Annotated in this window: 19 protein-coding genes, 1 tRNA gene, 2 rRNA genes and 1 pseudogene; 14 read left to right on the forward strand and 9 right to left on the reverse strand. The window is 35.9% G+C overall.

Annotated elements, in window-relative coordinates:
* Positions 1 to 308 precede the first annotated feature (308 nt).
* Positions 309 to 3073, forward strand: a 23S ribosomal RNA gene (locus ACWHVF_RS01455).
* Positions 3074 to 3139: 66 nt separating this feature from the next.
* Positions 3140 to 3246: ribosomal RNA gene (gene rrf, locus ACWHVF_RS01460) — 5S ribosomal RNA — on the forward strand.
* A 16-nt stretch (positions 3247 to 3262) separates the two neighbouring features.
* On the opposite strand, the gene ACWHVF_RS01465 is transcribed toward rrf, so the two are convergent.
* The 3 genes and pseudogenes from ACWHVF_RS01465 to rpmH form a co-directional block, all read right to left on the reverse strand.
* Positions 3263 to 3487 carry a hypothetical protein gene (locus ACWHVF_RS01465; protein ID WP_064125319.1) on the reverse strand — a complete coding sequence of 75 codons (225 nt, stop codon included), beginning with the start codon at positions 3485 to 3487 and terminating at the stop codon, positions 3263 to 3265.
* Positions 3488 to 3577: 90 nt separating this feature from the next.
* Positions 3578 to 3853 (reverse strand): annotated as a pseudogene (gene rnpA, locus ACWHVF_RS01470) (ribonuclease P protein component); the annotation flags it as partial.
* A gap of 67 nt (positions 3854 to 3920) precedes the next feature.
* Positions 3921 to 4055 (reverse strand): 50S ribosomal protein L34, encoded by a 135-nt coding sequence (rpmH, locus tag ACWHVF_RS01475; protein ID WP_011256888.1) that lies wholly within the window; start codon positions 4053 to 4055, stop codon positions 3921 to 3923.
* A 107-nt stretch (positions 4056 to 4162) separates the two neighbouring features.
* Here rpmH and pstC point away from each other — a divergent pair, with 107 nt between their 5' ends.
* From pstC to fsa, 5 genes are all read left to right on the forward strand, one after another.
* Positions 4163 to 5251 (forward strand): phosphate ABC transporter permease subunit PstC, encoded by a 1089-nt coding sequence (gene pstC, locus ACWHVF_RS01480; RefSeq protein ID WP_064125326.1) that lies wholly within the window; start codon positions 4163 to 4165, stop codon positions 5249 to 5251.
* A gap of 101 nt (positions 5252 to 5352) precedes the next feature.
* The gene (gene atpD / locus ACWHVF_RS01485) at positions 5353 to 6780 is read left to right on the forward strand and encodes a F0F1 ATP synthase subunit beta (RefSeq protein ID WP_064125327.1); all 1428 of its coding nucleotides are present in this window, start codon (positions 5353 to 5355) and stop codon (positions 6778 to 6780) included.
* Positions 6781 to 6792: 12 nt separating this feature from the next.
* Positions 6793 to 7137, forward strand: a complete 345-nt coding sequence (locus tag ACWHVF_RS01490) for a F0F1 ATP synthase subunit epsilon (RefSeq protein ID WP_064125321.1) — start codon at positions 6793 to 6795, stop codon at positions 7135 to 7137.
* Positions 7118 to 7531 (forward strand): hypothetical protein, encoded by a 414-nt coding sequence (locus ACWHVF_RS01495; RefSeq protein WP_064125322.1) that lies wholly within the window; start codon positions 7118 to 7120, stop codon positions 7529 to 7531. The genes ACWHVF_RS01490 and ACWHVF_RS01495 overlap by 20 nt, the downstream gene beginning before the upstream one ends.
* Position 7532: 1 nt before the next feature.
* Positions 7533 to 8174, forward strand: a complete 642-nt coding sequence (gene fsa, locus ACWHVF_RS01500; protein ID WP_064125323.1) for a fructose-6-phosphate aldolase — start codon at positions 7533 to 7535, stop codon at positions 8172 to 8174.
* Positions 8175 to 8184: 10 nt separating this feature from the next.
* On the opposite strand, the gene guaB is transcribed toward fsa, so the two are convergent.
* The gene (gene guaB / locus ACWHVF_RS01505) at positions 8185 to 9678 is read right to left on the reverse strand and encodes an IMP dehydrogenase (protein ID WP_064125324.1); all 1494 of its coding nucleotides are present in this window, start codon (positions 9676 to 9678) and stop codon (positions 8185 to 8187) included.
* Between the two features lie 150 nt (positions 9679 to 9828).
* On the opposite strand from guaB, the gene ACWHVF_RS01510 reads away from it, so the two are divergent.
* A complete protein-coding gene (locus ACWHVF_RS01510; RefSeq protein WP_447933096.1) occupies positions 9829 to 9951 on the forward strand; it encodes a hypothetical protein in 123 nt (40 codons plus the stop codon).
* Positions 9952 to 10177: 226 nt separating this feature from the next.
* Here the strand turns inward: ACWHVF_RS01510 and rsmA are convergent, their stop codons facing one another.
* Complete coding sequence (rsmA, locus tag ACWHVF_RS01515; RefSeq protein WP_064125328.1) at positions 10178 to 10990, reverse strand: 16S rRNA (adenine(1518)-N(6)/adenine(1519)-N(6))-dimethyltransferase RsmA; 813 nt, start codon at positions 10988 to 10990, stop codon at positions 10178 to 10180.
* Positions 10991 to 11068: 78 nt separating this feature from the next.
* On the opposite strand from rsmA, the gene ACWHVF_RS01520 reads away from it, so the two are divergent.
* Both ACWHVF_RS01520 and ACWHVF_RS01525 read left to right on the forward strand, forming a co-directional pair.
* Positions 11069 to 11141: transfer RNA gene (locus ACWHVF_RS01520), tRNA-Thr, on the forward strand.
* 24 nt (positions 11142 to 11165) lie between these two features.
* Complete coding sequence (locus ACWHVF_RS01525; protein WP_447933097.1) at positions 11166 to 11891, forward strand: triosephosphate isomerase; 726 nt, start codon at positions 11166 to 11168, stop codon at positions 11889 to 11891.
* A gap of 169 nt (positions 11892 to 12060) precedes the next feature.
* Here the strand turns inward: ACWHVF_RS01525 and ACWHVF_RS01530 are convergent.
* The 3 genes from ACWHVF_RS01530 to dprA all read right to left on the reverse strand — a co-directional run bounded on the left by ACWHVF_RS01530 (position 12061) and on the right by dprA (position 14422).
* A protein-coding gene (locus ACWHVF_RS01530) for an IS630 family transposase (RefSeq protein WP_447933057.1) occupies positions 12061 to 13072 on the reverse strand; the annotation gives its coding sequence in 2 pieces (ribosomal slippage) (positions 12061 to 12609 and positions 12611 to 13072; 1011 coding nt in all).
* Positions 13073 to 13117: 45 nt separating this feature from the next.
* Positions 13118 to 13300: a hypothetical protein gene (locus ACWHVF_RS01535; protein ID WP_156488214.1), complete on the reverse strand. Its 183-nt coding sequence runs from the start codon at positions 13298 to 13300 to the stop codon at positions 13118 to 13120.
* A 33-nt stretch (positions 13301 to 13333) separates the two neighbouring features.
* On the reverse strand, positions 13334 to 14422 hold the full coding sequence (gene dprA, locus ACWHVF_RS01540; protein WP_064125309.1) for a DNA-processing protein DprA: 1089 nt from the start codon (positions 14420 to 14422) through the stop codon (positions 13334 to 13336).
* Positions 14423 to 14483: 61 nt separating this feature from the next.
* On the opposite strand from dprA, the gene ACWHVF_RS01545 reads away from it, so the two are divergent.
* A complete protein-coding gene (locus tag ACWHVF_RS01545; protein ID WP_064125308.1) occupies positions 14484 to 14858 on the forward strand; it encodes a ferredoxin family protein in 375 nt (124 codons plus the stop codon).
* 534 nt (positions 14859 to 15392) lie between these two features.
* Here ACWHVF_RS01545 and ACWHVF_RS01550 read toward each other — a convergent pair.
* A complete protein-coding gene (locus tag ACWHVF_RS01550; RefSeq protein ID WP_064125307.1) occupies positions 15393 to 15887 on the reverse strand; it encodes a Smr/MutS family protein in 495 nt (164 codons plus the stop codon).
* Positions 15888 to 15979: 92 nt separating this feature from the next.
* Here ACWHVF_RS01550 and rlmB point away from each other — a divergent pair, with 92 nt between their 5' ends.
* From rlmB to ACWHVF_RS01565, 3 genes are all read left to right on the forward strand, one after another.
* Positions 15980 to 16744, forward strand: a complete 765-nt coding sequence (gene rlmB, locus ACWHVF_RS01555) for a 23S rRNA (guanosine(2251)-2'-O)-methyltransferase RlmB (RefSeq protein WP_064125306.1) — start codon at positions 15980 to 15982, stop codon at positions 16742 to 16744.
* Positions 16745 to 16823: 79 nt separating this feature from the next.
* Complete coding sequence (locus ACWHVF_RS01560; RefSeq protein WP_010962942.1) at positions 16824 to 17546, forward strand: Bax inhibitor-1/YccA family protein; 723 nt, start codon at positions 16824 to 16826, stop codon at positions 17544 to 17546.
* Positions 17547 to 18083, forward strand: a complete 537-nt coding sequence (locus tag ACWHVF_RS01565; RefSeq protein ID WP_064125305.1) for a cytochrome c oxidase assembly protein — start codon at positions 17547 to 17549, stop codon at positions 18081 to 18083. It begins immediately after the preceding gene.
* The last annotated feature ends 114 nt before the right edge of the window (positions 18084 to 18197 follow it).

Below are 18197 nucleotides of genomic sequence, written 5' to 3' on the forward strand. Positions count from 1 at the left end.
ATCATTTTTAGGCAATTGATTTTAACATATTTTATCTTACAAAATATCTTTTTCATTAATTTTTACTGTATATATAAGTTTACCGCATATTTCTCAGATTGTACTGTTTAGGATTGCTAGTATATTGTTGTTGATAATATAAGTAAATGTTTTGTGCAAAAAGGCGTTGACATATTATTTGTTAGGTTATAATATATAAAAGATTAATTTAGTTTTTAGATGTTTGACAAGTTTTATGGTAGAGATTAATTTAATCTCAATTCAATTTTAATAATATTTAACTCTGCATATTCTGCATATAGTCGGATAAATAAATTATTAAGAGCACTTGATGGATGCCTTGGCGTTAAGAGGCGATGAAGGACGTGGCAGGCTGCGATAAGCTGTGGGGAATTGTCAACAAATTTTGATCCGCAGATTTCCGAATGGGGAAACCCAGCTAGCTTAGCTAGTTATTACATACTAAGTATGTAAAGCAAACTTGGTGAACTGAAATATCTAAGTAGCCAAAGGAAAAGAAATCAACCGAGATTCTGTTAGTAGTGACGAGCGAAAGCGGAAAAGGCTAGTGATTTAAGAATAAGAATTAGAATACTCTGGAAATAGTAACCATAGAAGGTGATAGTCCTGTATAAGTAGAAAGTTTTTAAATCCTTGAGTAGAGCGGGGCACGTGAAATCCTGTTTGAATATGGGGGGACCATCCTCCAAGCCTAAATACTCCTTAACGACCGATAGTGAACAAGTACCGTGAGGGAAAGGTGAAAAGAACCCCGGGAGGGGAGTGAAATAGAATCTGAAATCAAGTGCTTACAAACAGTTGGAGCTCTATATCAATTTATTGATGTTTAGGGTGACAGCGTACCTTTTGCATAATGGGTCAGCGAGTTAATCTATGAAGCAAGCTTAAGCCGTTAGGTGTAGGCGTAGCGAAAGCAAGTCTGAATAGGGCGTTTAGTTTTATGGATTAGACCCGAAACCAAGTGATCTAGTCATGACCAGATTGAAGGTGTGGTAAAACACACTGGAGGATCGAACCAGTTAATGTTGCAACATTATTGGATGAGTTGTGATTAGGGGTGAAAGGCCAATCAAACTTGGAAATAGCTGGTTCTCCGCGAAATCTATTTAGGTAGAGCGTTGTATGTATGTTGTTGGGGGTAGAGCACTGGATAGACTAGGGGGATTCACCGTCTTACCAAATCTAACTAAACTCCGAATACCAGCAATTAATTATACAGCAGGCACACTACGGGTGCTAAGTCCGTGGTGGAAAGGGAAACAACCCAGATCACTATCTAAGGTCCCAAAATTACAGCTAAGTGGGGAAGGAAGTAGAAAAACCATTACAGCTAGGAGGTTGGCTTGGAAGCAGCCATCCTTTAAAGAAAGCGTAACAGCTCACTTGTCTAAATAAGTTTTTCTGCGCCGAAAATGTACCGGGGCTAAAGTTGTATACCGAAGATGTGAGTGCTTATTGATTTCGATCAATAGGCGCGGTAGCGGAGCGTTCCGTAAGTCTGTGAAGGTGGTTTGTGAAAACTGCTGGAGATATCGGAAGTGAGAATGCTGACATAAGTAGCGTAAAAGAGTGTGAAAAACACTCTCACCAAAAATCTAAGGGTTCCTACGTTAAGTTAATCTGCGTAGGGTTAGTCGGTTCCTAAGGCGAGTCCGTAAAGGAGTAGTCGATGGCAATTAGGTTAATATTCCTAAACCTCTTAAGTGTGACGGGTTTCGTATTTGTATAGATCTTATTGGATTGATCTATGCTTAAAAGAAGCTCCAGGAAATAGCACTTATATTTATGAGGCCGTACCGCAAACCGACACTGGTGGATGAGTAGAGTATACTAAGGTGTTGAAAGAATGATGTTGAAGGAACTCGGCAAATTATACCTGTAACTTCGGAAGAAGGGTAACCTGCTTTTAGGCAACTATGAGTAGGTGGCACAAAATAGGGAGTAGCGACTGTTTACTAAAAACACAGGACTCTGCAAACACGTAAGTGGAAGTATAGGGTCTGACGCCTGCCCGGTGCTGGAAGGTTAATAGGAGGGGTGCAAGCTCTAAATTGAAGCCCCAGTAAACGGCGGCCGTAACACTGACGGTCCTAAGGTAGCGAAATTCCTTGTCGGGTAAGTTCCGACCCGCACGAATGGCGTAACGATTTCTCCACTGTCTCCAACATCACTTCAGCGAAATTGAATTCCCCGTGCAGATGCGGGGTACCCGCGGTTAGACGAAGAGACCCCGTGCACCTTTACTATAGCTTTACATTGCTATTAAAAGTGTGATATGCAGGATAGGTGGGAGACTTTGAAGTTATGGCGCTAGCTATAATGGAGTCAACCTTGAGATACCACCCTTTACACTTTTGATATCTAACTATGTTTCATTATCTGGAACTAGGACATTGTATGGTGGGTAGTTTGACTGGGGCGGTCGCCTCCTAAAAAGTAACGGAGGCGTGCGAAGGTAAGCTAGAGCTGGTCGGAAATCAGCTTGATAGTATAATGGCATAAGCTTGCCTGACTGCGAGGCTGACAAGCCAAGCAGAGACGAAAGTCGGTCATAGTGATCCGGTGATTCTGTATGGAAGGGTCATCGCTCAACGGATAAAAGGTACGCCGGGGATAACAGGCTGATGGTGTTCGAGCGTTCATAGCGACGACACCGTTTGGCACCTCGATGTCGACTCATCACATCCTGGGGCTGAAGAAGGTCCCAAGGGTTCGGCTGTTCGCCGATTAAAGTGATACGTGAGTTGGGTTTAGAACGTCGTGAGACAGTTCGGTTTCTATCTGCCGTGGGTGAAGGAAATTTGAGAAGATCTGACTCTAGTACGAGAGGACCGAGATGGATATACCTCTGGTGTACCAGCTGTTATGCCAATAGCATCGCTGGGTGGCTATGTATAGATGGGATAATTGCTGAAAGCATATAAGCAAGAAACCCTCTTCAAAAAGATTTCCCAATTAAGGCCGTGGAAGACTACTACGTTGATAGGCTAGGTGTGGAAGCATGGTAACATGTGAAGCTAACTAGTACTAATAGCCTGATTGATTTATTTGCTTTCTATATGTGTATATGCAGTGTTAAATATTAAGTTAAAATTGTTAAGTTAGAAATTTTTATTGACTTGGTGGCTATAGCAAAAATGAACCACCCGATCTCATCTCGAACTCGGAAGTGAAACTTTTTAGCGCTGATGGTACTTGAAAAGGGAGAGTAGGTCGCCGCCAAGTTTATAAAAATTTCTTTTTATCGTCTTTTAATAATTCTTTTATTACGAGAAGTCGCTTCTATATTCAAATCTAATAATTGCGGTCTAGGCTTATTCTTATTCTGCTCTAAGTATTGACTTTGCTCAAATGCTAATTCCCATTGTGTACGATAACTAGATTCTTTATATTCATAAAAATCTTCTTTAACATTATTTGTATTTATATTGAGATTTTTATCTTGTTCTTTTCTACTCTCTACCATTAAACACCCACACCCGTTAATTTATTTTAAAAATTTTACTTATGTTATCATAAAAAATATAGTTGTAAATACCTTAATTGAGATTTTTTTTTATTTTATCTTTTTTAAGCAAATAGTTAGATCTTTTTGTAAGTTTTTATAACTTGCTTGCATAATGTTTCTATGAGTTAGTATTATGTAGTAGTGCCCTATATTGCTTATATTTAAAATGTTAATTTTAGCAAGCATTCGTAATTGCCTTTTTATTTTATTTCTTTTTGCTGCTTTTCCGGCTTTTTTACTGATAGCCAGACCTACTCTAATAGCATGAATGTACTTTTCAGGTTCTCTTTCTTTTATAGCGTACAATGATATATAAAGCCCACGATAAAAAAGACTGCTGAGTGCTAACTTATTTTTGAAAGCAAAGGAAAAATCTTTTTTTTTATACTTACTATGCGCATAATTTTTTACACCCTAATGAACGGCGCCTATTAAGGATTTTTCTTCCAGCTCTTGTTGCCATACGTGAACGAAATCCATGTCTGCGCTTTCTTATCAAATTTTTTGGTTGAAATGTTCTCTTCATTGTTTTTATATTAGTATAATTATTTATTTTAAATTGTTTTACTTTATTGTCAAATGATGGTGAACTTGTATGACATTTTCGTAGAATAAAATTTGATGCATGGGAAAATGAATTCGGTGATAGTCATACCTGTCCTATTAATCTTTTTATTTTGTTTTAGTAGGTTTCAAGAAGTAAATAAGGTTAAACCTTATCTATATCTTAGTTGTATATGGATGCTAACTTGGTTGTTAATGCTCTATAATAATTGTTTTGTAACTTTTATTTCTATAGCGTTACTTTTTTTCATGCTTGCTTTTATCTTTAAAAATAAAAGAAATAAGATAATAAAACTTTCGTTATTTGTGGCTTTAGCCATATCATTTTTTATCACTTTATTTATAATGCTATCTATTTTTATTCAATCTATTGATTTTTTTAATAAAGTAACTATTTCAGAATTCTTGTTTTGCTTGAAATGGGGCCACAATGTAGTCACTGTCAATAAAGAGAAGGTAGGATGTTTTGGTATAGCGCCGCTTTTAGTGGGTACATTACTTATAACTATTATAGCAATGTTAGTTGTCGTTCCGCTTGGTTTATTTTCTGCAATATATATTAGTGAATATGCGAGTGAGAAAGTGCGTTATATTGTTAATACAACTTTGCAAGTTTTATCTGCTATTCCTACGGTTGTATATGGATATTTCGCGGTTGTATTTTTGTCTTTCTTTATAAAGCAGGTAGCAAATTTTTTTGGTTTAAGTATACACTCAGAAAGTGCCTTAGTTGCCGGTTTATCGATTGGGATAATGATTCTTCCTTTTATTATTTCTTTACTCGAAGATGCCATAAGATCTGTTCCAAAAAGCTTGCGTTATGGCTTCATGGCACTTGGCGCAACTCCAGCGGAAACTATATGGCATATAACAATACCTTATGCAATGCCTACAATTTTAAGTGCAATTTTATTGTCAATTTCAAGAGTGATAGGTGAAACAATGATTGTGCTAATGGCTGTGGGAATCAACGCAAATTTGACTTTTAACCCTCTTAATTCAGTTACTACCATTACCGTGCAGATCGCTACATTACTTACCGGAGATCAGGATTTCAATAGTGTACAAACTCTTGCTGCTTATGCGCTTAGTTTAGTATTGTTTATTATTACTTGGCTATTAAATGCATTTGCATTGTTTGTAATGAAGCGTAACTAGTAAGCGTTTTAATGTTGCAAAATTTCTATTAATAATATAAGATTTATTTTCTTTAGAAGTTCTTTTATGGAATTATAGTGTTAGGTGATAAAAATAAAGAGATGAATATAGGTAGAGCGATTAAGGTAACTCAAGCAGTTGTTGATATAAAATTTGAAGGTGAATTGCCTAAAATATTTAATGCTTTAAAAAGCAAACTAAAATATAAGGGTAAGGAGCTGGTTTTAGAAGTTTCGCAACATATAGGTGACAATATAGTTCGTTGTATTGCTATGGATAGCACAGATGGCATGTCAAGGGGGGATGAATTTGTTGATACAGGTGCACCAATATCGGTGCCAATTGGGCGTTCAACTTTAGGAAGGATTTTTAATGTTGTTGGAGAGCTTATAGATGAGTGTGGTCCACTGAAGGGAAAATATAACTTAGAGCCTATACACAGAGCACCTCCAAGTTTTACTGAACAGAGAATACAGGAAGAAGTTTTAGTTACGGGAATAAAAGTTATAGATCTTCTTGCACCTTATCTTAAAGGAGGAAAAATCGGCTTATTTGGTGGAGCCGGTGTTGGTAAAACAGTCCTGATAATGGAATTAATTAATAATATAGCAAAAGCTCATAAAGGGTTTTCTGTGTTTGCTGGGGTAGGGGAGAGAACGCGTGAAGGTAACGATCTTTATCACGAGATGATCACTTCAAATGTAATAAATATAAATGAGCATGAAAAGTCTCAAGCTGTTTTGGTTTATGGTCAGATGAATGAGCCTCCTGGAGCAAGGGCTAGAGTTGCTTTAACAGCACTTACTATGGCAGAGTATTTTCGTGACCGTGAAAACCAAGATGTTCTATTTTTTGTGGATAATATCTTTAGATTTACACAAGCTGGTTCTGAAATTTCTGCTTTACTTGGAAGAATACCGTCAGCTGTTGGTTATCAGCCAACCCTTGCAACTGATATGGGTGCAATGCAAGAAAGAATAGCTTCAACAACTTCTGGCTCTATTACTTCTGTGCAAGCTATATATGTTCCTGCAGATGATTTAACTGATCCAGCTCCAGCAACTACATTCTCTCACCTTGATGCAACCACAGTATTGTCAAGGCAAATAGCTGAAATGGGAATATACCCTGCTGTTGATCCACTTGATTCAACTTCTCAGTCTTTATCTGCTGAAATCATTGGTGAAGAACATTATAAGGTAGCTTCTGAGGTGAAACGTATATTGCAAACTTATAAATCACTGCAAGATATTATTGCAATACTTGGTATGGATGAGCTATCTGATGAAGATAAAATTATTGTTGATAGGGCTCGTAAGATTCAGAAATTTCTTTCTCAACCTTTTCACGTTGCAGAAATATTTACTGGTATGCCTGGTAAATTTGTTTCACTTTCTGATACTGTTTCCAGTTTTAAAGAGATTGTTGAAGGTAAATATGATCACTTACCAGAGGCTGCTTTTTATATGGTGGGGAATATAGATGAAGCAATAAAAAAGGCTGAATTAATACAAGCTGAAGCTAAATAAAAGTTAAAGATTATGAATACTTTTAGAGTGCAATTTTTCTCTCCTGATGATCAAATTTCATTCAGTGGAGTGATTTCTCTTTCAGTAACTGGGCTCGAAGGGGAGCTTATGATTTTAGCTCACCATGCTCCTTACTTAATTTATTTATTGCCTGGTATAATTACCATTAAAATGGGTAATCAAAAAAAAGAAAAAGTTGTAGTTGATAATGGTGTGTTGGAAGTTGCAGATAACAATTGTAGCATTATGGCGAACCAAGTTCAGATTTTTGATCATGTAATTCATGATGAGGAATCGTTGAAGAGCAAAAGAATTAGTATATGTTTAAGGTATCTTAATGAGAAACATCTTTCTTAGCTGCTTTAGGCAAAAAATCAATTATCATTCAAATGGCTGTAAGATCGTTGCTCCAAATGCTCTTTTTTCGTTATCCCAGAAACTCCAAGGTGTCATCCCAGTGCTCCGACACTGGGATCTATTTTGCAAACCAATAGGTTTCTTGCACTACCTCCTATCATTCCAGTGCATGACACTGGAACCTGTTTTCTTTTTTTTCTGGATTCCAGTATCACGCACTGGAATGACAATGTCTGCTACGCAAATTACCTACAAATCACAATGTTCGTACAGTTGTGCGTCACGCGCTGGAATGATACTAAAGGGTGGGCTACTGGTTTTTCATGTAAACAATGGTTATGCAAGGAGTTTAATGACAAGATTTTGCAAGGGTATTTTTTTTATAGGAGATTAATATGGAAATTTTTCTTGATAGCGTTGATTTAAATGAAATTAAAGAACTAAAGGAGTTCATTGACGGCATAACAACTAATCCTTCTTTAATAGCAAAGTCCGGGCGTAAAGATAAATACGAGGATTTAGTGCGTGAAATATGCTCTATTATCAAGGGGCCTGTTAGTGTTGAAGTTGTTGCAAATAACCATGCAGATATGGTTAAAGAAGGCCTTAAGTTAGCGAAAATCGCTGATAATGTTGTGGTAAAATTGCCCCTTACATATGAAGGATTAATTTCTTGTAAAAAGTTGTGGACAGAGCATAAAATACCTGTTAACATCACATTATGTTTTTCTCCTGGACAAGCACTGCTTGCCGCTAAGGCCGGTGCTTGTTTTATTTCTCCCTTTGTTGGTCGCCTTGATGATATAAGCTATGATGGCTTATCGCTAATAGAAGATATATGTACTATATATTCTAATTACGGTTTTGATACTAAAGTTCTTGTTGCATCAGTGAGAAGCCCAGCACATGTAATAGAAGCTACAAGGCTTGGTGCTGATTCAATTACTGTGCCAGCAAAAGTACTTAGACAGTTAATTAATCACCCACTTACTGACCAGGGGTTAGCAATATTTGAAAAAGACTGGGGTGCAAAATAATAAACGGTCACTACTCTGAATCGGTTGACAAATTGGACGCTTGATAAGCGTAATTTGGAGCTTCTTGTGTAATGACTATATCATGAGCGTGACTCTCTCTTAATCCTGATGCAGTAATAGTAACAAATTTACAATTTTTTTTCATCTCTTCTATATTCCTATTACCAGTATACCCCATTGCAGCTTGCAATCCGCCAATCAATTGATGGATTACTCCTGAAGCTGGACCTTTGAATGGAACTCTTCCTTCCACTCCTTGTGGAACTAATTTGAGTTTTGAATCTTTATCTTGAAAATAACGGCTAGCTGAACCTCGTTTCATTGCACTAATAGATCCCATTCCTCGATAGCCTTTATATGCTCTGCCCTTATACATGATAATCTCACCTGGGCTTTCGTCAGTGCCAGCAAAAATCGAACCAATCATCACAGAGTCAGCACCAGCTGCAATAGCTTTTGCAACATCTCCTGAGTATTTTACCCCACCATCAGCAATTAGTCTGACGTTTCTTGCTCTACACGCCTCTGCAACATTCTTGATTGCAGAGAATTGTGGCACACCAACACCTGTAACTATTCTGGTTGTACAGATTGATCCTGGCCCTATTCCGACCTTCACTGCATCAACACCCGCATCAATCAACACTTCAGCAGCCTCCTTTGTTGCAATGTTTCCGCCAATTAATTGCGTATTAGGATACATCTTTTTTATTTCCCTAATGGTATTGATAACGTTTTCGGAATGACCGTGAGCAGTATCCACAACAACTACATCAACTTCTTCTCCGATCAAAGCTTCACATCTTTCTATACCATCTTTTTTACCAGTGCCAATTGCAGCGGCAACTCTGAGACGCCCTTTACTGTCTTTACATGAATTTGGGTATCTATTGTATTTTTCAATGTCTTTAACCGTAATTAAACCTATACAACAAGAATTTTCATCTACGACCAAAAGCTTTTCTATTCTATTTTCATGCAACAATTTCATTGCTGAGGCACTATTCACTCCCTGCTCCCGCACTGTCACTAACTTATCTTTTGTCATCACTTCGGAAACTTTTACATTCATGTTCTGGTCTTCAATAAACCTCACATCTCGGTTAGTTAAAATTCCAACTAACTTGCGTTGATCGACTACAGGAATGCCAGAATAATTGTGCTCTCTCATTAATGAAATTGCTTCCGCAACTGTTTTATCCGGTGAAATCGTAATTGGGTTATACACGATCCAACTTTCATATTTTTTCACCCTTCTTACTTCTAAAACTTGTTCATCTATTGATAAATTCTTATGTATGCAACCTATCCCTCCATGTTGGGCAATAGCTATTGCAAAGCCCGATTCAGTAACAGTATCCATTGCAGAGGATATGAGAGGGATATTTAGTTCTATACTATTTGTTAAATAAGTTTTTGTATCTGCATCGCAAGGTAATATATCAGAATAGGCTGGCAAAAGAAGTATATCGTCAAACGAATAACAAGCTTCCATTTTTTTCATAGGCTTTATTTAAAGCTTATACGCCAATTAATTAAATTGCAATAGGGCTTTTGCAAAATGAGCTATAGCTAAAGCAATTTAGGTTTACCAAAATATATTTATAGTTAGACTAGTAACTATAGGTGATGCCTTAAGTTGTCATTCCAGCACGTGACGCTGGAATCCAGCTTTTATAAGCTGGATCCTATGGTCAAGCCCACAACTGTACGAATATTGTCTAGCAGGAGGGTGTCATCCCAGTGCCTAGACACTGGGATCCAGGAATTTTATTAAGTTGGTAAACATAAAAGTAGCCGTTTTATGTTAAAATACAACGTTTTGATGATTATGAAAAAGCTGGATTCCAGTGTCAAGCACTGGAATGACATCGTTTACTATGTGCCATATTGCAATGTTCGTACAGTAAGCCATAGGATGACAGAAGCGGAGCTATAGAAGCCGGTGTGGCTCTGTCGTATAGCTCTAACTGTTTTTAGGGGATAGAAAGGCTATATGGTTGCTAATATATTTTATTGCAAAATAAGCATTCTACATTATTTGCCAGCAAACAAAACTGCTCAATGGTTAAGTTTTCTGGACGCTGGTTTCCACTCAATTTAGCGTTTTCAAGGACAGTTTCAGCGTGGTTCGTTATATTTTGCAAGCTATTTCTCAGCATCTTTCTTCTTTGAGCGAAAACGGCACGTGTTAATCTTGTTAAGGTTTCCAAATTTACTGCAAACTTTGGGGTAGGCAAAGGATTTACTGTAATTACTGAAGAATGTATTTTTGGTCTTGGAAAAAACTCTTTAGGTTCAATATCAAATTCCTTTTTTATATCACATAGTAACTGGCTTAGCACTGATAAGGAACCATAATCTTTAGAATTGGGTCTTGCCGTAATGCGATCTGCTACCTCTTTTTGAAACATTAATGTCAAGTTCGTAAAAAATTTTATATTATTTAACCACTTTAAAAATAACACTACCGAGGTATTGTAAGGCAAGTTAGCAATAACTTTAACTGGGCGCTCTATCAGCTCTTCTTCTGTAACATGCAGTGCATCCGCTTCTATAATTCTATACTTTCCTTGATGCTCATTTAGCAGTTGGTCATGGTGTTTTACTAAATCTCTATCTTTTTCTATAGAAAGTAGAGACTTTGGATTATGCACCAATATTTCTCTTGTTAATGCACCATATCCAGGACCAATTTCAATGACATTAAAATTTTCCAGACTACCAGCTAAAGCGACGATTTTTTTTGTTATCTCACTCGATAAAATAAAATTTTGCCCTAGACTCTTTTTTGGCTTCAGTAAAAATTTTTTCATATTATTTTCATTATACAGTATTTTAAAAATTAGTTGACTAAAATTCATTGATAATTGTATATTATTAATGTGTTTAACGCCGGCTTAGCTCAATTGGTAGAGCAACTGACTTGTAATCAGTAGGTTGTCAGTTCAAGTCCGACAGTCGGCACTCTCGCCCATATAAGTAAAGTTGATGTCCTTTTTAATAGTAGCAAATTGGAAAATGAATGGAATGCGTTCTTCATTTGTTGACTTTATAGGCAAACTTAACAACAAGAGCAACGAAATTACCTCTAAATTAGTAATTTGCCCTCCTTTTACATCATTTCCAAGCAGTATAGAGTTGAACAATAATATTAATATAGGAGCACAGAATTGCCATCATAAAAAGTCTGGTTCTTACACAGGTGAAATCAGCGCAGAAATGTTAAAAGAACTAGGGTGTACTTACGTAATACTTGGGCATTCTGAAAGGGCCAATGAAAAAGATAGTGAAATAAAACTTAAGTCGGAAATAGCAATAGAATCAGGCTTACACCCAATTATCTGTGTAGGTGAAAATTCAGAAGATTATAAGAATGAAAAAACAAAAGAAGTAATAGAATATCAATGCAAAAACCGCTTGCCAACACACGGTGAATATACCGTAGCATATGAGCCAATATGGGCAATAGGCACAGGTCATGTGCCAAATAATGATGCAATTGCTGAGGTGATAGAGGTAATAAAATTGTGTACTAGTAAAAAACACATTATATATGGTGGTTCAGTCAGTTCAGAAAATATAGAAAATTTGCTCAGTATCTCAAATTTATCAGGAGTTTTAATTGGCAGTGCAAGCTTAGATTTCGATCACTTTTATAAAATCATACAACAAGTTGAAAAAAAGTTTGCTCTTATTAATTCTAAAAGTAGATAAGAGGGAATGACTCACTATAGAAATAGGGCTATTACGGGCGTCTCAGTAGATTCCGCTAATGCGTACTCCCTAGTCATACCGTCACGGTATCCGCTAACACGTAGCGAGATGAAGGTTGTCATAGTGACACTGGTTTCCATACAAAAGTGGTGTCATCTAATACCAATTCTCATTGTTGGTCATTCAAATAGGATACATAGCAGAGTTGTTTAATTGTGGAGTAGGTAAGAGAAGTAATAAATTTACACAAAGCACTCTCAAGCAAAGCAATAGTATCGTATATTTTATTGCGCAAAATGTTCTGTTTTACATACAACCAAAGCCTCTCAACTGGATTGAGTTCAGGTGAGTATGGTGGTAGGTATATAATCTCAATATTTTTAGGTACCTTTAAACTTTTCGACTTATGCCAACTAGCACAATCCATAACAAGAAAGGCTTCTCGTGGTCCCAAATATTGAGACATTTGCTCAAGAAATATATTCATACAATCAGTGTTGACATTCGGTGCAAACAAGCTAGAATTCTCCCCATTTCTAGGATTAACTGCACTGTAGAGATAAAAATTTTCCCTACCTAATTTTACCTTAACTTTTGTTCTGACGCCTTTTTTAAACCATCCATGCCCGGTCTTTGAATGTGTGCCAAACCGCGATTCATCGAAGAAAAACAGCTCTTTTTCAGAATACTTGCCAATAACTTCGTTGAGATTTTTTTTTGAATTCCTCTTGTTTTCTTTTATCTTGTACATTGTGTACTGGTCTTGGTGTAATATAAGAGAATTTCATCTTTTGCATATAGCGGTGTACTGTAGATTTGCTAATATTTAAGCCGAACTTTTCCTGGATTCTTATTCTCATTTCTTTAATGGTAATATTAGGATTTTCTCCTACCCATGCTTCAACTTGCTGTAGTTGAGCCTGATTTAATTTAGTTTTTCTACGCCGTTGTGGAGGAGCAAACAATTTTTCTTCTCTGCCTAATTTCAAGAGTTTTATCCACGAAGTTAGTGCGCTTCTTGAAATGCAATATATTTTTGCTACAGCCGTTATACTATGCTTTTTTGCTGCAATTACAGCATTTAGTTTTTTTGCAACATATGCATTGTTCCTTACTTTCTTCAGCATTTTTTTTGCTGATTTTACTACTTCTTCATCCAATAATTTTGATCTTAGTGCCATTTATACCTCGACTATTTCACTTATTTCATTATGGCTTGTCTTCTATTATTGTCTATCTGTTTGCCGTGTAATGGGAATTGGTATAAGTAGCTGATACTGATTTCTATCCAAGACGCCAGTGCCCAGACTACTTGGATCCAGAAGACTTAATTTCAACCAATTGGCTGCATAATAAAGTCTAGATTCCAGCGTCACGCGCTGGAATGACATCTTTCTTGGTGAACTCAAATCATAATGTTCGTACGGTTGTGGGCTTATAGCTTAGAAAATTAACGATATTTTATTCCCCGGTGAACGCTCTATTTTGTTTTCCAACTCTAGTTCTAAAAGAGCCATTAGAGCTATGTTGGTAGAAAGTCCGCTTGCTAATATAAGTTCATCTATATCAATAGGTACAGAGTTAATATGATCAACTATAACAGATTTTGCCTGTTGTAATTTTTCTTGTTTTTGGTTAACAGCATAGTGCTCAACATCAAATAGGTTTTTTTGCTGCGGAGGTAAATTAAACCTAACACTCTCTATTATGTCATCAGCGGATTCGATAAGTTTAGCACCGTTTTTAATTAAATAATTACTACCACTACAGCGTGAATCTAAAGGGAAACCAGAAACTGCAAACACCTCTCTCCCTTGATTTAAAGCAAAATCTGCTGTTATTAGAGAGCCAGAACGTTTCGATGCTTCAATCACTGCAACACCCAGCGATAAACCAGATATAATTCGATTCCTCTGAGGAAAATATTGAGGCTTTGGTTTAGTAGCAAATGGAAGCTCAGTAATTACTAAACCACCGTTCCCAGTGATTTTTTTGTATAGATCAAAATTCTCTTTTGGATACACCACATCAATTCCGCTTGCTGTAACAGCAATAGTGGGATGATTTTTGTATATTACACTGTTTGCTGCAGTATCGATTCCTTTTGCAAGTCTAGAAACAATAACAAAACCAGCTTCGCTTAAATCAAGTGCCAACTTATTGGCAAAATTTCTTCCATTCATTGAAGAGTTACGCCCACCGATTATTGCAATTATCTCACGGCTTAATAATGATATATCACCAAGCGCAGTTATTACAGGAGGACAACTAGAGATATTTCTTAAAAGATCAGGGTAATCTGGGTCACATGCGGGTATAATTTTAGCTCCAATTCTTTCTGCATTATTGATTTCTTCTCGTGCATCTTGAATGCCATACACCTTATTATTAGCCACCCTATTGAGATATTTCAACACCTCATCTAGCGATCCATGTGTTCTTAGTATACTAAAAAACTTTATTGGTCCTATAGTTCTAGCCAAGCTTAACCATACTTCTAATTCTTTGTTGTTCAATTTATTTATCTTCATAAAAGGCTTGAATTTCTTATCAATTTAGTGTACCCAAGATAATGCAAATATACAGTGTTTTATGACGCATTTTGTTACAGATAAATGCATAAAATGTAAATATACGGACTGTGTGGAAGTATGTCCCGTTGACTGCTTCTATGAAGGTAAAAACATGCTCGTGATTAACCCAGATGAATGTATTGATTGCGGAGTGTGCATACCTGAGTGTCCGGTGGATGCAATTGTAACTGATGATTCCATAAAAGATATTTTAGAACTAGATGAAGAGTTGCTGAGCAGCGAACAAAAAACTTTCAAGTCATTTTACAACATAAACGTAGAATACTCACAAAAATGGCCAAATATCACAGCTAAGAAGCAACCTCTCTATACTGCAGAAGAGTATAAGGAAAAAAAGGATAAAACAGCTTATTTTGATGAAAATTTAGAATAATGCTACTGAAGGAAAAGAAACTTTTGTATTTCAGGGTTGTTGTTTTTGGTTGCTGAAAGTGGCTGTATTATTTAAGTTATTAATAATACTTACTGCTAAATTACAACTTCTTTATCACTACCGTGTTCCGTGTTGTTGTATTATTCTTAACATTTATATGTATATACATACACGTACCAATATTTGAGAGGAAGAAATGGTGCGCCAAGAAGTGCTTGGAGAACAGTTGGTGAAAATCCAACATAAACAAAGTCATTTGATAAAGACATAAGGTACACATAGTGCAAAAAATTAAACATGGGACGCCAAATACGTTGAGTTTTTTTGTCATTTAATCTGTACAGAGAAGATAAATAAATAGCTTCAGTTTCATGATAAGGGGGCTGGAGGAGTTTGTCAAGGAAGTTTTTCGCTTCTGCGGACTACTTGAATGACGGCTACAATGTTTGTACAATTGTGCGTAACGCGCTGCCGAACACTGGTTTTTATATGGCTATACAAGAAAAATTAAGGCTTAAAAGGAAACTTAAGCAGCTAATAGGGCCTAAGCCTTCTTAATAAAACATAAAAAGCCCCTTTACCACCATGTTTTTTCTTAGCTTGCTGGTAGTATAGAACCATATGCTGGATTTTAGTATCATTTAACCACTTATTTAAGTTATTCTTTATAGTGTCTGTTTTATTTGTTGCACTGCCGTATCCCGTAATTACCAATAAACATCTATTTCCTGCTCGATAATTTTTGATAATAAAATCTATCAATTTACAGTAAGCATCCTCTATATTATAGCCATGCAAATCGAGCTTATCGCTTATAAAATATTTACCCCTATCAACTTTTGATTTTGTGTTTTGATCAAGACAAAATGATGAGTTACTATTATTGGTATTAAGAAAATTCCTTTGTAAGTTGGAGGTACCTTTATCAACCATAGACTTTATATTTACTTTATGATCAACTTTCAAAGTAACTTTTCCACATTCTATTGGCTTAACATTTTTTTGCCAATCCAACTCATCGTCCGACATAAACGCATTAATCGAATTGTATAATTTTACAACAATATCCAAACATAGTAAAATGTTGCTTATTCTATAAAAACCCGATTTTCAATAATACGATGAAATCGTCAAAAACTAATGAGAATTTTTGGCTGTATGGAAAGCACACCTGCATGTCAGCACTGAAGAATAAAAATAGGCGGTGTATAGAACTGTTAGCAACAGAAAATTTCTATAGAGAACACGAAAAAGAAATTAGGCAATGTGCAAATAGTAAGGGCATTAAAGTTCGATTAGTAGAAAACAAAATACTTAATGACGTTTTATCTAAAGGTGCTAATCATCAAGGAATTGCTTTAAAAGTTGCTCCTATTCTTCATAATTTAAGTATCGAAGAAATAGCTGAAAGCTCAAACGAAAGCTCTACTATAGTCATTTTAGATCAAGTCACTGACACGCACAATATTGGGTCAATTTTAAGAACTTCAGCTTGTTTTAATGTCAACGCATTGGTTTTACCACATAACCACTCACCGAGTGAAAATGCATCTATTGCAAAAGCAGCAAGTGGAGCTTTAGATATTGTCCCGCTAATATACGTTACAAATATAGTAAAAACTATGCAGTATTTAAAAAAGTTCGGCTACTGGTGTTATGGGTTTGATTGTAACGCTGGCGAGGATATAGATGAAATAAAGAGCTTTGGCCAAAAAAGAGTAATTATTTTTGGTTCTGAAGAGAAAGGAATGCGGAGGTTAGTTAAAGAAAATTGTGATTATCTTTTAAAAATCCCAATGTCAAATGCAATTAACAGTTTAAATGTTTCAAATGCAGCAGCAATAGGCCTATATTCTATTTATATTAAAACAAATGCCAGCGCATAGCTGTTTATAATAAAAACACTTGATAAAAATGTGGTTTTATATTATAATGTGTTAAATAATGGATAAAAGGAGTTATATTATGTCTTATATGAGAAATGAACAGGATATTCGCTCTCAAGGCGTTTACTATAGCGCTGGGCTTAGAAGTTACCTAACTAAAGTATACAATTACATGGCTTTAGCTTTGGGCGTCACAGGGCTTGTTGCATTTTTAACAGTATTTTCTGGTCTTTTTCAAGTAATTTATTCTAATCCCGTTCTATCGCTTGTGGTAATGTTATCTCCGGTTGCATTGGTGTTCTACATGTCTTATAGAATTCAACACCTAAGTGCTCAGTCTGCCGTTACTATATTTTTCTCGTTCTCAGTGTTAATGGGGCTTTCCTTATCTTATGTTTTTATAGTTTATACTGCAGAAAATATAGCAAGGGCGTTTTTCATTACATCAATCATGTTTGGCTCTATGGCTTTATATGGCAATACTACAAAAAGAGATCTTACAAGTATGGGCTCTTTCTTGATTATGGGAGTTTGGGGGTTAATCATTGCGTCTATAGTAAATTTATTTCTTGGAAGTAGTCCTCTCCACTTTGCAATATCGTTCATATCAGTAATAGTCTTTACCTTAATGACTGCGTATGATGCTCAAAGAATCAAGGACGTTTATTATAAACATAATGACGGATCAGAAGTTGCTACTACTAAATTGGCAATACTCGGTGCAACTAATCTTTATTTTGACTTTATTAATATATTTCTCAATCTACTCAGGTTACTTAACTTGTTCAACAATAGGGATTAGATGTTTTCCTTTTTAAGGAAAGGCAGTAAGAGTTCTATAGTTTTCTTTTTAATATCTTTAGTTTTTTTGATGTTATGTCTTGCATATGCATCGGTGCCTCTATATAGCATCTTCTGTAAAGCTACTGGATATGGTGGCACAACAAGAAAAGTAATTAATGCAACAATAAGTGCAACTGACCAAAAAATCAGGGTCTACTTCAATGCTGATATAATGTCCGATCTACCTTGGGAATTTAAATCAGAAACTAACTACGTTGATGTAAACATAGGAGAACAAAGTTTAGCATTTTATTACGCAAAAAATCTATCTGATCAGCCTTCATTTGGAATGGCAGTATATAACGTTACGCCTTTCAAAGCAGGTAAGTATTTCAATAAAGTTGCATGCTTTTGTTTTGAAGAGCAAATGTTGCTACCAAAACAAAAAGCAGCTATGCCCGTATCTTTCTATATAGATCCTGAGATAATGCTTGATAGTAATACAAAAGATTTAAGTGAAATAACGCTATCATACACGTTTTTTAAGCTTAAGTAACGAACTTTTTGTATCCGTTCAGGCAATGGCGTCAACTTAAGGACACATTTTAGACTTCTTTGTTGAAATAAAACAGAAACAAAAGTGCTGTTTATTGCACTCTTTGGATAATTT

The organism is Wolbachia endosymbiont of Dactylopius coccus (genome assembly GCF_977011065.1).